This window comes from Flavobacterium hydrocarbonoxydans (genome assembly GCF_009789235.1).
Taxonomy (GTDB): Bacteria; Bacteroidota; Bacteroidia; order Flavobacteriales; family Flavobacteriaceae; genus Flavobacterium; species Flavobacterium hydrocarbonoxydans.
In genome coordinates this window covers 1-16,623 of the sequence record NZ_WSTB01000010.1, presented here as the reverse complement: position 1 = coordinate 16,623, position 16,623 = coordinate 1, and the positions used below count along the sequence as shown (strand labels likewise).

The following is a 16,623-nucleotide window of genomic DNA, read 5'->3' as shown; positions in this document are numbered from 1 at the left end:
TTTGGATAAAAGAAATCAATTTCATGAAAAACAAAATACTATTTCTCTCCATTATCAGCTGTTTTATTCTTTCGGGTTTTACCAATAATACCAGTCAAAATCTGGTGGCTACGAACACTTGGTTCATCGCTGGGCCGGTAAACGAAAGCCAGGAAACAATCAATTCCATTCGTCAGGAAGAAGGTATAATTCGGGTAACTGCGAATGATAATCCGAAAGGCGAAATTGAACTGAATGTCATGATTACACCATCCGACACCAATGACGGTCCTCCTACCGATTTACCTGCTGCTTCCGATTTTGTACTGCTTACTTATAAATCTTCCCATGAAATTAAATTGCAGGCCCGCGAAGGAAATGAAGAAGGAAACGGATGTGTTCACGGAGGCTCTCACCCAAGAGTTGATTTGCAAGCTTCTCCTGATAAATTTAGGACGATAAAATTACACTGGACAGATTTTAAGCAAGACGGATTACCCAACGGAAAACTCCTCAATAAGCACAATCTCTGTAAATTCAATTTTGTGAATTATCATCCTGTCCCAGGCGCTTTATTAGAAATAAAATCTGTTATAATTCAAAATTAAAATACTTATGAAAACCAACTTTTTAGTACTGCTCTTTCTTTTAAATTTAAATTTCGGCTATAGCCAAATAAAATCAGACGCAAAACCAATCGATATCAATGGTGTCTGGGAAGATATAAATTCAGGAGTTCAACATGCTGTTGCGATTATTTCGGAACAAAACGGAAAAGTCATTTTCTCGCATTATCTCGAATGGAAAGGCCAGAAATTTGTAGAAAGCGGAACGGGAAAAAGAACCGGAAACACTATTATTTACACTGTTGACGTGACGCTGCCCATTGAAGGTTGGGCCACTCAGGGCACGCACACTTTGACCTTATCAGCAGATGGTAATACTCTGGAAGGTACTTTTAAAGACAACAAACAAAGAGAAGGTACGATAGCGTTTAAGCGCATACGATAAAGTTTTTTTGTTTCAGGTTTCAGGTTGCTACAAAACCTGAAACCTGAAACTTTTTTTATAGATGCAGTTGAATTTTATATTTATTGAAAATTTTCATTACCAATAACATAATCGTTGAGAAGATCAGGCACCAAATAATTCCGGGAACTCCTTCACGGAAATAATCCGGAATGATATGAAGATTAAAGGCGGCATTGAAATAATAAATAATACCCGGCAAAATATAGATCAACAAAGGATTTGCTGCAGCCGGCATGAAAAAATCGCTCCATTTTGTTTGCTTTTTAATTTCCATTAACCAAAAAAGGAAATAGAATAGTACTGTGCAAATTCCTGCCGAAAACATAGTCCAGGATGGTGTTCCTTTTATTTTTGAAATTCCGAAATACGGACGCAGTAAATAACCCGTAACAAAAAAGAGTATTGCAAAACCTATCACCGGCCAATTGATTTTTATCGGAATTTTTCGGTCAAAAAACAATAACGAAATGATGATGCCCGCTGTTACTAAAGAAGCATGCGTAAAATGTCCGGCGATAAAACTAAGCCAGGAAGTTTGCTGGACAAAAGTTCCTTCGGTTAAATTTAAAGAATTGGCCGCAACACAAACGCCTAAGAAAGTAATCATCGCCCATAAATTGCCTCCCACAAGCCAATAATACACTACTGTAAAAAGATATGCCCAACCAATCAAACCCAGAATTCCCCACCATTTTGGTGTCATTCCTATTTCGCCGGTTTCTTCCTGGACGTATAAAAAATACAATACTACTAAAACTAACATTCCGCCATACTGCAAAACATTTTTAATCCATAACGGAAAATCTTTAGCGTATTTATTCCAAATCGGGATTGGCATTATGTAGGCCAGAAGTCCCCAGAACGCAGGCGCAATCAGCATTTTTGAGGCATCATAACCATACTCCGCATTGACCATATAAACTCCTATGATGATTAAAGCCAAGGCACGTTTCAGGGTATGTGTCCAAATCGTTTTGGTACTGTCGCCTTTTAGTAATCTCGTATTAAATGCGAAGGGAACAGACATTCCTACAATAAACAAAAAGGCAGGAAAAACCAAATCAACAAAAGTCATCGCATCCGCATCAGCGGGCATGTGTTTCATCCATTGCGGTACATTGGCAACGCTGGCGAGTTCATTTACAAAAATCATTACAAAAATGGTAATTCCGCGTAAAGCGTCTATAGAAATAATCCTTTGACTGTATAAATTCTCTTTAATTTTCATAAAATATTGGGGTATTGGGAATCACAAATATAAAATAAACCATGAGAAATCAAAGAATATTAAAAAATGCTAAAACTTTTTTCAGAAATAAAACTTTACTTTTGATCTAATGGATTTTCAACCAATTATGATAAGAATATTTTTATGTTACTTTTTAGGTATTCTTTCCAGCTACGCGCAGATTTCTGGCTGTACCGATTCGCTTTCGAAAAATTTCAATCCAGATGCTACTAGTAATGATGGAAGCTGTTTGTATGAAAATTTTAAAATAAAACCTGAATTTACAGCTCAATTAAGTGATTCTATAAAAGAAACTTCGGGGCTTATTGCTTTTGATGGTTTACTCTGGACGCACAATGACGACCATGACAAAACGATTTACGGTATTGATACCTTAGGAAAAATTAAGAAGAGAATTATTTTGCATAAAGCCGTCAATCACGACTGGGAAGAAATTTCGCAAGACAGCACTCACTTATATATAGGTGATTTTGGCAACAATGCTTCCGGAAACAGAACCAATCTGAACATTCTTAAAATTGAAAAAAAATCATTCTTAGAGGGAAATCCAATAATAGAAAATATTTCATTTACTTATTCCAACCAAACTGATTTTTCTAAACATACGCCAAACACTACTAATTTTGATTGTGAAGCTTTTATTGTTTCAAAAGACAGTATTTATTTGTTTACCAAAGAATGGAAATCTTCTAAAACCACTATTTACAGCATTGCCAATCAACCCGGAAATCATATTGCAACATTCAAAGAAACACTTGATACTAAAGGACTGGTAACTGGTGCCGTATTTTTAGAATCTAAAAAACTAATTGTTTTATGCGGCTATTCAACAGTAGGGAAGTCTTTTTTATATCTTTTATATGATTTTAAAAACCATGATTTTTTATCGGGCAATAAACGTAAAATCAATTTAAGGCTTTCTTTTCATCAAATAGAAGGAATTACTACGCAAGATGGTTTGCATTATTATTTAACCAATGAGGCTTTGGTTCGAAAACCTGTTTTGAATGTTCGGCAGCAAATTCATCTCTTAGATTTGAGTTCGGTACTGGGTTTATATAGTAAGAATTGAAACTTTGATAGGGAAGATTATTTATAAAAGGACATTTTCAGAAGCTATAAACAGGTCACCCCGATGGGGTTTTACTACATTGAACATTTGATTTTTTCTATAAACATGTCACCACGCTGGGGTTTTACTACGTTGAACATTTGATTTTTTCTATAAACAGGTCACCCCGAAGGGGTTTTACTACTACATGAATATTTGATTCTTGCTATAAACAGGTCACCCCGCTGGGGTTTTAATACGTTGAACATTTAATTTTTTCTATAAACATGTCACCCCGCTGGGGTTTTACTGGATGGGGACTTCCCAGATACCGAGCTTACTTCTTCGCATACCATGCTTACATCCTCAGATACCTAGCTAACTTCCTCATATACCATGCTTACATTCTCAGATACCATGCTTACATCCTCACATACCATGCTTACATTCTCACATACCATGGTTAAATCCTCAAATACTGAGCTTACATTCTCAGATACCATGCTTACATTCTCAAATACCATGGTTAAATCCTCAGATACTGAACTTACATTCTCAGATACCACGCTTACATTCCCGCATACCGTGCTTACATCCTCACATACCATGCTTACTTTCTCAGATACCATGCTTACCTCCTCACATACCGAGCTTAATACCTAATTATCTATAATTCTCAATTTCGAAGAAACCCTTGCGGGGTGAAATATAAATTCTATTAAAGATTTAAATCCGCTTCATTTTAAAATCCTTTAAACATAAAAAAGCTCCTGCTAAGTTAACAGGAGCTTTAAATTTAACAACCAAATAAACATTACTTATATAAACCAATTTTCTTATTTTGAAAACTCAACTGTGTTTAATTTCTGCCATCCGCCTCTCGTGAAATCTGGTATTTCAACCGGAGCCGAATTATTATCTAAAGAGATTTCGGTTAACGGACTTAAACAAGACCATTCGGCTAAGTCATAAACATCCATATCCAGAGGAAGTCCTTTTTGCAGGCAATAAAACATACGGTAATCCATAATAAAATCCATACCGCCGTGACCGCCTACTTTTTTAGCCATTTCTTCAATATCTTTTACAATTGGGTTTTTATACTTTTCCATCAAAATCTTTTTTACCTCTTCGGATACAAATTCTTCAGCATTCAGGTTTTGATAATTTTTAGAAATCTCTCCTCCTGCTTCTTTTGCATCTATTGCGTAACCTTCAACCGGGTATTTATTGGCAAATCCTTTGGTACCGGACACCTGATACATTCGGCTATAAGGTCTTGGACTTGTAACATCGTGCTGAATCTGAATTGTTTTTCCTTTTTCGGTACGAATCATTGTCATCGTGTGATCTCCGTTTCTGAAATCAGTAACTACCTCTCCTGTTTTTTCTTTGATAAAGGCTGGGTTTCCGACTGCTTTGGTATCCATCGAAACCAAGAAATTCATTTTATCTCCACGGTGAATGTTCAAGGCCAGACAGGCTGGCCCCATTCCGTGTGTAGGATATACATCGCCTCTGTGTTTGCGATTGTAATCCATACGCCAGTTGTTCCAGTAATTTCCCCAATACGGCTGCAATCCGTGAATGTAAGAACCTTCGGCATGAAGAATTTCTCCAAACAAACCTTGCTGTGCCATATTTAGAGTTGTTAATTCGAAGAAATCATACACACAGTTTTCAAGCATCATACAATGTTTACGCGTTTTTTCGGAAGTATTGATAATGTCCCAAATTTCGTCCATTGTCAACGCTCCCGGAACCTCAACAGCAACATGCTTTCCGTCCTTCATGGCCTGTACAGCAATATTGGCGTGGTGTTTCCAGTCGGTAACGATATATACTAAATCTACATTTTTAAGTGCTGTTACTTTCTTCCATGAATCTTCACCAAAAAATACTTCTGCTTTTGGCTTTCCTTGTTTTACTAAGGTATCATTGGCTGCTTTTGTTCTTTCTTCGACCATATCACAAAGTGCCACGATTTCTACTCCGGGAATATGCGTAATACGTTCAACAGCTCCAGTACCGCGCATTCCTAAACCAATAATAGCTACGTGAACAACCGGAATTGCCGGCGTAGCCAAACGTAAAACATCGGTTTGGCCTTTGTCTCTTTTTGGTGCTTTTGTTTTTATAAGCTGTGCAGATACTGTGCAAACTTTTAATAGCAAAAAAGCTATTAGTAAAAATCTTAAACTTGAAATTTTCATTTTTTTTTATTTTAATGGTAATACTTGTTTGGACGTTTTATTTGTAATTATTTGTTTTCTTAAACCTTTATATAAGTCTTATTTTTATGCATGTACCAAAGTATGAAATAAAGAATTCCAAAACCTGCTAAATCGCAAAATGCATCATAATATACTCCGGTGAATTGCTCGAAGCCAAAGAAAATCTGCTTGCTTATTAAGGTGAAATTCAAAACATGAGATCCCACATAAGCTGCGATGGCATTCAGCCCGATTATTCGAAATGGATATGCCCATTTTACATAGCCTTTTACATCAACAAGCCAATAAAATAAAGCTAACAATACAAAGCTAATTCCTGATGAAAATAGTACAAATGAACTTGTCCATATTTTTTTGATAATAGGATGCCATAAACCTATTAATAATGATAAAAGAATTCCGGTTATTCCGATTACTAAAAGATAAAGCGCTGTTTTTTTTCTTGGAATAGAAGACAGAAGTAATTCTCCCGCAAATAATCCGGATAATGTGGTAGCTGTAAATCCTAAACCCGTTAAAAGCCAGGAATATTGCGTTTGATCATAAAACTGTCCAAAAACCTGCTGATCTATAAAAATAGGAAGATTTTTTTCTGGTACTAATTCGAAATCATGCCCAAAGAAACTCGGAACAGACAACAATACAGCATATAAAACAAGGCAGGATACAAAAAACAAATACCTTCCTTTTTTAGATAAATTCAGATAGGCAACAGATGAAAATAAATATCCCACCGCAATAGCCTGTAATGTATTACTGAAAATATGAAACTTTGAAATATCCAAAGCCAACAGGTTACCCTGCACGATCCAGCCTAAAATAAACAGTATTACAAATCGTCTTAAAATATGCTTGTACAACTTAAAATCGGATCCGGTTTCTGTACTTCTTTTTCCTAATGAAAAAGGAATAACCACACCCACAACAAACAAAAACAAGGGCATTATAACGTCATACAAATGAAAACCAAACCACTCCGGATGCTCAAACTGATCTGCCAGCGTTTTGGTAAAATTCGTGTTGGCTGCCGTATTTAAATTGTAGAAAAAACGATCTGCAACAATGATCATTATCAAATCAAATCCTCGCAGGACATCTACAGACATCAATCGGTTGTTGGCAATGGTTTTATTCATTCTTATCTTTATTTCTTTATAATTTGAATTCTTATAAAGTAATCCTTGTTATCCTAAAATACCAAGGATTACTCTTTAAATTATTTTTACTCGATAGCACATGCCATTAGATTTAAAAAATACCTTTTCAAAAAACTATACGTCTAATGGCACATTTTGACCCGCTATCGATGACAAACTAAAGTTCTAATGTTGAAAATTTTGGTGCTTCCGGGAAGTTTGCAACTCCTGCCCATCCTGCAGTCATTTCAGTAATGGCAATACCAATTGAGCTTCCTAAAGTTCCTAATTGTGATTTAGGAATACTGAATTCCATTGCATTGGTAGTATCATTAAGACTTACAATTGCTGATGCTTTTAAATTAGCTCCAGAACCTGCAATTCCAGCCCAGCCCCAGCCTCCGTTTGGATCTGTATGGTTGTAAAACTGTCCCCATCCATTGGTTACCATTGGGCCTTCGAATAAAAATTCTGCTCCTGAACCTTCAGACCAATTGCTGTGTAAAAATCCGGTGGCTGTATTACCATCTGTATTGATATACATGTCAACCAATTCCATCAGCATTTTTTTATTTCCTTCTAAATAAACATTCACATTTGGACCTCCAGCCCAGATTTTAATTTTCTGGATCGAACCGTTTCCTGATGTATTTTCATCCGTAACCGCTACATCATTCCAGTCATCAAATTCGCCATCAATATTAATATCAATAATGATAATTCTTGGGGCCGTGATGGTTTTGGTAATAAACGATTCTTCACCTGCATCGTTTGTAACGGTCAATGAAACTCTAATTTCGCCACCTATTTTATAGGTATAAACAGGGTCTTTTTCGGTTGAAGGATAATACAAATCGCCAAAATCCCATCTGTATTTTGTACCATTTGTTGAAAGATTGGTAAACGTAAATGTACTTCCATCATTCGTAAATGAAAAATCTGCCACAGGTTTTGTTGCGGAATCCGAAGATGAATCGTCGCCGGAACAAGCAGCCAGGAATAACAAGGCAACCAGCATTGTTATGTATTGGGTTAATTTTATTTTTTTCATGGTTTTAAGTTTAAATATTTTAATACCTATTTAATGATAACCGTTTGTGATAATTTGTTGAATCCGGTAGCAGCGTCCCACAATCCTGTATTAGCTAAGCGAATAGCATATTCAGGTCTTTCGGCTAATTTTGAAGAACTGTCTTCTATCTTTAAAAGCAATTCGTAAGTTCCGGCTGGAATAGTAGCTAAGCTTACCGATTCTTTTAAGTCGAAAGAAACTCTTGGAACCACTTTTCTAACATCAAAATTTAATTTTTTCTTGTAAATCGTTCCATTTGCAGTCGATTTAAAAATCAAAAAAGCATTTTTCGGATTATAGACCGGAGCAAATCCGGCGTTGTTGATCAAAGCATTAAATTCTAAAGTACCGTTTACTGCCGCTTCTTTTTTTACACTAGACGAAGCTAATGCCAATCGGTAACCTAGTTTTCTTTCAAAATCGGCAAAACAATTATTGTTTCTCCATTCCTGTAAAACCGGACCATAATAATCCAGATTTAAATACGTCCATTTCAGGAGTGTCATTTCTTTCTCGGCAATGCTGCAACTTGCAATTGGAACATCTACTGGCGGACATGTTTCACCTCCTGTTGGGACAAAAAGGGCTTCATTACTTACATAGGTTTTCTCGGCAGTAACATTCTGATACGTACCATAATCGTCAACACTTGCCATAAAACAATCGTTATGAAAACCTAAACGGGCTGTATTAGTCGTTCCGTAACCAACAGTTGCATCCATAGCAGTGGTAGTTGCCACGAAGTCCTGTTTGATTTTAGGTGTTCTTACCTGAATTTTAACTTCTTTAGGAAAAGAAGCCAAAAGTTTATCCAGTATCAATTTTTTATTTGCAGGAGTGGTAAGCTGATTGGTTGTATAATACCACTCTCCCCAAGCGCCCACAAAACCTGCCTGAACAAAAGCAATGACATCTTTGTTTTCTTCGAAAATAGGTTTTAACTGATCTAAATGTCCAGAAATAACCGTAACCGAAGCATCTGAACCATCCTGAGCATTTGTATAGGCAAAACGCAAAACACATTTTAAACCTGCCTCTCTCAAACGAGTAAAATCGGTTTTGATAAGATCCAGCTGTGCCTCGCTTAAAGCCGTGGTTTTAAATTTTTCCAGATAATACAAACGTAAAATCAGGCTTACATTTTCTTTCTTTAAATTATTCAGAGATGCCGCCGTCATTGCAGCTCCTTCAGAATTTACCTGCCAGGTGTGCATAAACCCACGTTCCGGATTTGTAAAAACTTCATTAGAAACGGCATACGTCACTTTTTCAGCACCTTTTACTTCTTCATTGGTATCACCACCTCCGTCGCTCTGACAACTCGAAGCAACATTCAGGAAAAGGCTAAGCATTATTAATAAATGTTTCATATTTTTTATAATTAAATTATCTGATTAATCATTTTCATTCACAAAAGTGATATCCTTCTTAAAAAGAAATTAATTATACCCCTGATTCTGAATAAATTTACCTTTGCCTTCGCTAATTTTAGCTAATGAAAAAGGAAACAACGCTTTGTAAGGCTCACTTTGACTAGCAGCACCATTTAAGTCGATAGCATGCTCCGTAAATTTCCCGTGTCTGATAAGATCTGAACGATATTGTCCGTTCTCACACCAGTATTCGTGGGATCTCTCTAAAAGAATCATTTCGTTGAATTTCGCTAAAGTCGCATAATTAACCAATTCAATTTCACTGATTTTGGCTCTTCTTCTAACAATATTAACCAAATCGATAGCCGCTTGTGTAGGCGTTCCTGTTTTGTTGACCAAAGCTTCAGCTCTTGATAATAATACATCAGCATAACGATAGATAATCATGTCAACTGTTGTTAAAGCCGTAGTTCTGGCCGCATCAGGGTGAATTTTTAGAGGAATTGGTCCTAATTGCATATAGTTCGCCGGATTCGCTCTGTTATACGTAACTCCATCTGTACCAGTAAACTCCGCAATAAGAGCCATTTTACGAATATCAGTTGACTCAAAAGAATCGTAAAATTTCCATGAACTCTGAATCGTTCCGTAACCTCCACGTCCCGGGAAATTATTCGGCAATACCATAAGCTGCCATTGGTTTTCGCTGGTTCCTGCATAATCTGCCGGAACTGCCCAAATAACTTCTTTACTGCTAACCGGTGCTGTAATATCCCAAAGACCAGCATAATTTTCTTCTAAACCATAATAATTCATATCCATGATAGCGGTAGCTTGTTCTTCAACCTCAGCCCATCTTTTTTCATGCAGATACAATCTGATTAAAACCATTCTTGCCAAACCGTTACTGAATCTTCCATAAGGCGTTTCGGCTGGAGATTTCAACTCTGCAGCAGCAGCTTTAAGGTCATTTTCTATAAAACTAACCATCTCAGCATTAGAAAGTCTTGCTAAAGGTTGTTCATCTAATGGGTTTTTAAGTACTTCCAGAGGTGCGACTACAATTGGTCCGTATAAGTCAAAAAGTTCATAAGCCAATAATCCTCTTGCACATCTTACTTCGGCAATGGCCTTCTTTTTAATCTGCTCGTTTACATTTGATTTTTCTATTCTGTCGATACTCAGGGTCATGTTGCTGATCTTATTGTAAAACACATCATAAAATCGTGTAAAAGAAGTAGAACTTGCCTTGTAACTGTGTAATGATGCTTCCTGCTGTACGCCGTAAGGTCCCTGAAGGATTTCGGTTGTGGCATCCAGAATAAACATTAATCCATTTTCTGAAGTAGAATGAATTCCGTTTCCATAAGATCCTCTTAACGGATAATATGCCGAAGCCACTATAGCCTGAACATCTGCCTCTGAACTTGGAAAAATACTCGGATTTATATCGTCGTACTTAACCGACTCTAAATCCTCACTGCAACCTGAGAAAACTAGTAATAGTAAAACTACTGTATAATTTATTAAATTTTTCATATCTTTTTTATTAGAACTTAAGATCAATTCCTACTGTGAATGTTTTTACATTTGGATATGCTGCAGCATAAGCATCTGTTTCAGGATCAATACCATCATACTTTGTAATAGTGAAAAGGTTTTGTCCATCCAGTCTAATCGCCGCACCCTGCATGTATTTACCAAACCATTTTTGTGGTAAATTATAACTTAGCGAAACACTTTGCAAACGAACAAAGGAAGCATCCTGCATAAAGAAATCACCCGAACCATATTGTGTATAGCCAAAATGCGAACCCGGACGTGTATTGGTAGGATTTTCCGGAGTCCATCTGTTATATACATTTCTTAGTGCATTTCTTCCGTTCTGAGCAACACCTACTGCTGTTACACCATAAGCAAAATCAGTCTGATCTACAATTTCTCTTCCGAACATTCCATTAAAAACAAAATTCAACTGAAAGTTTTTCCAGATAATAGTATTGCTTAAACCTGCTGAAAAATCAGGATCTGCTGAGCCCAGTAAAACAGTATCCGCTTCGTCAATTTTTCCATCACCTTCTCCAGTTCTTAAAAATACGCCATTCTCATCTGTTACAGGATTTCCTGCTGCATCGCGAACGAAGCCATTGATATCTTTTATTTTTATTTGTCCCGGATATAAATCAGGCTGTGCCGGAACTACTTCGCCAATTTGCATAATACCATCCGAAAGCTGGCTGTATTGCGCACGTAACGGATCATTATAACTCATATAAACTGAAGGCTTCCAGTCTGGAGCTCTTTCTTTCCATTTGGTTTTGTATTGAGAGTAGGTAAAAGTAGTATTCCATTTAAAATCAGGATTATTAATATTTACCGTACTTAAAGTAACCTCAACTCCTCTACTTTGTGTACTGCCTATGTTAGCAAAAACTTCAGGTATTTCCTGATAACTATTGTTTGGTTTTACCTGTATTAAATCTGAGACTACTCTATCGTATAGTTCTACTGAACCAGAAACCCTACTTTTTAAGATTTGAAAATCAATACCTAAGTTCTTTTCTGTTGTAGTTTCCCATTTCAAATTAGGGTTAGTTAATCTGCTCGGAAATACTCCTGTCCAAATAGATTCATCAGGATTTAAATAGGCCGGCTGTGCATAAAATGCTCCTTTATAAAGTCCATCGGAATTCCCAATCAAACCATATCCAAATCTTACTTTAAGTTGTGATACATAATCTGTAATCCCTTTCATAAAAGATTCCTGAGAAATATCCCACCCTGCCGAAATAGATGGAAACAAAGCGTATTTATAATTTTCAGCAAACATACTTCCCCCATCACGACGTATTGTAGAAGTTAACAGGTATTTGTCTTTATACGAATAGGATATCCTTGAAAAATAAGAGATAAAGCCTTCCTCTGATTTAAAAGATGTAGTCAGTTTTGTTCCCGCTCCTGCATTCATATTATTCCATAAAAAAGCATCGGTAATAAAATTACTGTTCCCTAAGGACGATCCTTCATTTCTAAATTTTGATCTAGAATAACCCGCCATAAAAGTAAAAGAGTTGTCGTCTGCTATTTTTGTGTTGTAGGTTAAGATAATATCAAATAAATTATCATCTTTTTTCTGATTATTAATTGATGCTTTACCGTTTTCTAATGCACCATGCAAAGTCGTTCTTGGCAAATACGTATTCCTGCTGGTATTTCCCTGATCAAAACCTGCCTGAAATCTAGCTGTAAATCCTCTGAAAGGTTTAATTTCTGCATAAAAATTCATCAGATTTCTATCTATAATTCCTTCGTCAGAAATGGTTAACAATGAATATGGATTTGGTTCTAAGGCATTATCCGGGTTTATAGGATAATTTCCAAATTCATCTATTGCTAAAATGTTGGGGCTCTGCTGGATTGCAGATCTAATGATTCCTGAATTCTCAAACTGATCGCCACCCAATTGTGAGTTTTGATTTTTGATGCGGCTTTTGGTCATGTTCATTCCAACATTTACATAATCTGTCACTTTCTGATCAATACTAAAATGAACCGTACTTCTTTTTAATCCTGAATTATTAACGATTCCTTCCTGATTGAATAAATTTCCGGACAAAAAGTATTTCGTCGATTGAGTTCCTCCTCTTAATGATAAATTATTTTGCTGCACCATTCCGTCTCTGGTTACCAATGATAGCCAATCTGTTCCCTTACCTGCATTTCTAATCTGCTCATCAGAATATAGTCTTTTGAACGGAATTCCATTAACCGGAGCAGCATTAGCTTCTTCTAAAGTTCTGGATGAATACGGGTAAACTTTATTGATGAATTCCCAGTTTTCTTTAGAAGCATCGTTTCGTAACTGCATCCATTCCTGCAAATTCAGAACTTCATAACTGTCGTTGTATTTTTGATACGAATAAGATCCTGAATAATCTACTCTTACCTGACCTTCTTTTCCTTTTTTGGTCGTAATCATAATGACACCGTTTGCTGCTCTGGCACCATAGATTGCGGAAGCACTGGCATCTTTTAAAACCTCAATAGATTCGATGTCGTTTGGATTAAATGAATTTAAAATACTCTGTGTCCCCCCATCATAGCGGTTTCCTGTTCCTGGCTGCTGGAAATCGGTAACCGGAAATCCATCAATAACCACCAAAGGTTTGTTAACATTTATAGATCCTGCACCACGAATCTGAATATTAAATCCACCACCTGGCTGGGCACTATTCTGAGTAATCTGCAAACCTGCAACTTTTCCCTGAAGGGCTGTCAAAACTGATGGAGCAGAAGATAAAATCAACGATTCTCCTTTTATAGAAGACATCGCACCCGTTACATTTTTCTTTTTCTGAGTTCCGTATCCAATAATTACTACCTCATTCAGTGATTTCGAAGACGGAACCATGGATACCGTAATATTCGTTCTGCCTGCTATTGCAACCTCTTTGTCATCATAGCCTACGTACGAAAGCAATAATGCCTCAGTAGTAGCCGGAACGACAATAGTAAAAGTTCCGTCAAAATCAGTTGTGGTTCCTCTTTTAGAACCTTTAGGCAAAATGGTTACCCCAATCATTGGTTGTCCTAATTCATCTAAAATAACACCTTTGATCGTAATATCTGCTTCTGATTTTTTATTTACAATTTCTGATTTTTCGCTACTTTCTGTAGAAGTAGTCGCATTTACTTTAAAAACAGTTACTATCAAAAATAAAACAGTAAGTATTGCTTTTAAACTAAATTTTAATTCTTGATAGTTACCGTGTAGTAACTTGTTACTTTTTTTCATATTATTCTGGTTAGTTTAATGGTTAATGTAAAAAGCATGCTTTGCGTGAGTAAAATTTGGTTAAGCGTTTTATCAAACACAAAGCGGAAGGATTCATTCTATGTTTCTTCTTAATTTCATAATAGATTTGGTTTTGTTTTTTGTTTTTCGTTTAGTTTTTTTTATTCTCTTTCAGAAGATTATACCTCACCTAATAATCAACTACTTATTATTATTTTTCAATTTGCAATCTCTTTAAAATGCGATCCTTTTTTTCTCTTAAAAATGCCTTAACTGAACTCGAAAAAAGGGTCGAAAAAAAACGGTTCTTGTACTTACTTTTGGCTAAACTAAATAATATTTTTTAATAAACAATGGCAAAATCAAAAAAATGTGTTCGTGCACATAAAAAAAGTGTTTTCGAGCACATTTTTTAGAAAAAGTATTATTAAATTCTTATTGTTTTCGATTATATATAGTGTAAGAATTTAATAAATTGTCTAAAAAATTTTATTATCCTTTGAAATGTATTTTTTTTATTTTGATATTCATTTAATTAAAAAATGCAGTTAAATATCTTTTTTAACGTTTTAAAATCAGCTACTTATTCAAACTAAAACAAAATCAATATTTTTAAAAACACATTCTATATAAACACTTTTTAAAGCAAATTTTTAATAACATCAATAAATTTTTCTGCCAGTTCATCTGCTTTTTTCTGCGATGTGCTTTCGGTATAAATTCGGATGATGGGTTCTGTATTTGATTTTCTTAAATGCACCCATTCTTCTTCAAAATCTATTTTGACACCATCAATACAATTAATGCTTTCATTTTTGAATTTATAAGCGATTTTTTCAAAAACTCCATCCACATCAATTTCGGGAGTTAACTCAATTTTACTTTTACTCATAAAATAATCCGGATACGAGTTTCTGAGTTCTTTACAGGATACTTTTTTATTGGCTAAATGCGATAGAAACAAAGCAACTCCCACTAATGAATCTCTACCGTAATGTGATTCGGGATAGATAATTCCGCCATTTCCTTCGCCGCCAATAATCGCATTTGAGGTTTTCATTAATTCGACAACATTTACTTCACCCACTGCACTGGCCTCATAACTTCCGCCGTGTTTCAAAGTAATATCGCGTAATGCTCTGGAAGAAGACAAATTAGAAACCGTATTTCCTTTTGTTTTTCCTAAAACATAATCGGCACAGGCTACGAGGGTGTATTCTTCGCCAAACATCGAACCGTCTTCACAAATTAGCGCGAGACGATCTACATCCGGATCGACCACAATTCCGAAATCTGCTTTTTCGTTCACAACCCATTCTGAAATAACCGTAAGATGTTCTTTTAAAGGCTCCGGATTATGAGGAAAGTGACCATTAGGCTCGCAATACAATTTAACACATTCCACTCCCAATTTTTCTAACAACGCTGGAATCGCAATACCTCCAGTTGAATTTACTGCATCTACCACTACTTTAAAATTGGCGTTCTTAATGGCTTCCACATCTACTAAAGACAATTTCAATACTTCTTCTGTGTGACGTTGTATGTACCCTTCTTTTTTTTGATATTGCCCTAAATCGTCAACTGCTGCAAATACAAAACTTTCCTCTTCTGCAATCTTCAGAATTTTTTCACCTTCCACAGCATTTAGAAATTCTCCTTTATCATTCAGTAATTTTAAGGCATTCCACTCTTTCGGATTATGACTTGCGGTAATTATAATGCCTCCATCTGCCTGGTCTAGTTTTACAGCCACTTCAACAGTAGGCGTAGTTGACAAACCAATATCTATTACCTGAATCCCCAAACCGGTAAGTGTATTGGCCACCAGATTACTAATCATTTCTCCCGAAATTCTGGCGTCTCTGCCTAAAATAATGCTTAATGATTCTTTTTTATACTGCCCTCTGAGCCACATACCATAAGCTGCGGCAAATTTTACGGCATTGACTGGAGTTAAATTTTCATTTACGACTCCTCCAATCGTGCCTCTTATTCCTGAAATTGATTTTATTAAAGCCATTTTATTATTTTTTTTACCATAGAAAATTTTTTTTAACCATATAAGTTATATAAGAAATTATAAGCTTAACCCGTTGAGTGTAATTAATAAAAATTTAATTAAACACATAGAAACATAGATTTTATGATTTTGAAAAAAAGAAAATCAAAAAGAAACTCGTTTCTTCACACATAGTCCCGATAGTTATCGGGATGTTTTAATGCAAGTGAAACGCCTTTTTTGAGTTCAATAAGCTATGTTTCTATGTGTTAAAAAATTTCACCCAACGGGTTAAACTCAGTAATTGAATGGACTTATATTACTTATATGGTTTAAAATTTGTTTTAATACTCCCATCTCACAAAAGCTTCCATCGCAGCATAACTCGCTAATCCCATTTGCTGGTAAACTTGCGCTGTTTCTGCATTTCTGTCTTCGGCTCTTTGCCAAAACTCTCTGGCATCAGTCCCCTGAAATACAACGCCGTCTTTTTGAGACTGGTGTTTGAAAATTCCGTGACGTTTTGCTAAAACCTGATCTGGGCTCATGGGTACCGCCATTTCTACTTCGTCAATTCCCCATTCCTGCCATGCTCCTCGGTATAACCAAAGCCAACATTCATCCATAAAAGATTTTGGTTTTAAAGCTTTTACAGCTTCAAAAATAGCATCCAGGCAAACTTTGTGTGTTCCGTGTGGAT

At 35.9% G+C, this 16,623-nt stretch carries 11 protein-coding genes and 1 pseudogene; 3 read left to right on the top strand and 9 right to left on the bottom strand.

Annotated elements, in window-relative coordinates:
- Positions 1-23: 23 nt before the first annotated feature.
- On the top strand, positions 24-587 hold the full coding sequence (locus tag GON26_RS16370) for a hypothetical protein (protein ID WP_160375852.1): 564 nt from the start codon (positions 24-26) through the stop codon (positions 585-587).
- Positions 588-594: 7 nt separating this feature from the next.
- On the top strand, positions 595-990 hold the full coding sequence (locus tag GON26_RS16365) for a hypothetical protein (RefSeq protein WP_160375851.1): 396 nt from the start codon (positions 595-597) through the stop codon (positions 988-990).
- A gap of 55 nt (positions 991-1,045) precedes the next feature.
- Here GON26_RS16365 and GON26_RS16360 read toward each other — a convergent pair whose 3' ends face one another.
- On the bottom strand, positions 1,046-2,239 hold the full coding sequence (locus GON26_RS16360; protein ID WP_160375850.1) for a DUF5009 domain-containing protein: 1,194 nt from the start codon (positions 2,237-2,239) through the stop codon (positions 1,046-1,048).
- A 127-nt stretch (positions 2,240-2,366) separates the two neighbouring features.
- Here GON26_RS16360 and GON26_RS16355 point away from each other — a divergent pair, with 127 nt between their 5' ends.
- Positions 2,367-3,332, top strand: a complete 966-nt coding sequence (locus GON26_RS16355) for a T9SS C-terminal target domain-containing protein (protein ID WP_160375849.1) — start codon at positions 2,367-2,369, stop codon at positions 3,330-3,332.
- An 815-nt stretch (positions 3,333-4,147) separates the two neighbouring features.
- Here GON26_RS16355 and GON26_RS16350 read toward each other — a convergent pair.
- The 8 genes and pseudogenes from GON26_RS16350 to GON26_RS16315 all read right to left on the bottom strand — a co-directional run.
- The gene (locus tag GON26_RS16350; RefSeq protein WP_160375848.1) at positions 4,148-5,524 is read right to left on the bottom strand and encodes a Gfo/Idh/MocA family protein; all 1,377 of its coding nucleotides are present in this window, start codon (positions 5,522-5,524) and stop codon (positions 4,148-4,150) included.
- A 59-nt stretch (positions 5,525-5,583) separates the two neighbouring features.
- The gene (locus GON26_RS16345) at positions 5,584-6,681 is read right to left on the bottom strand and encodes an acyltransferase family protein (RefSeq protein ID WP_160375847.1); all 1,098 of its coding nucleotides are present in this window, start codon (positions 6,679-6,681) and stop codon (positions 5,584-5,586) included.
- 178 nt (positions 6,682-6,859) lie between these two features.
- Positions 6,860-7,732, bottom strand: coding sequence for a PKD domain-containing protein (locus tag GON26_RS16340; protein WP_160375846.1), 873 nt, complete (start codon positions 7,730-7,732; stop codon positions 6,860-6,862).
- A 26-nt stretch (positions 7,733-7,758) separates the two neighbouring features.
- Positions 7,759-9,123, bottom strand: coding sequence for a DUF4832 domain-containing protein (locus GON26_RS16335; RefSeq protein WP_160375845.1), 1,365 nt, complete (start codon positions 9,121-9,123; stop codon positions 7,759-7,761).
- 69 nt (positions 9,124-9,192) lie between these two features.
- On the bottom strand, positions 9,193-10,665 hold the full coding sequence (locus GON26_RS16330) for a RagB/SusD family nutrient uptake outer membrane protein (RefSeq protein WP_160375844.1): 1,473 nt from the start codon (positions 10,663-10,665) through the stop codon (positions 9,193-9,195).
- 10 nt (positions 10,666-10,675) lie between these two features.
- Entirely contained in the window at positions 10,676-13,921 is a 3,246-nt protein-coding gene (locus GON26_RS16325) for a SusC/RagA family TonB-linked outer membrane protein (RefSeq protein WP_160375843.1), read from the bottom strand.
- 640 nt (positions 13,922-14,561) lie between these two features.
- Entirely contained in the window at positions 14,562-15,944 is a 1,383-nt protein-coding gene (gene glmM, locus GON26_RS16320) for a phosphoglucosamine mutase (RefSeq protein ID WP_160375842.1), read from the bottom strand.
- 323 nt (positions 15,945-16,267) lie between these two features.
- Positions 16,268-16,623 (bottom strand): annotated as a pseudogene (locus GON26_RS16315) (glucosamine-6-phosphate deaminase); the annotation flags it as partial.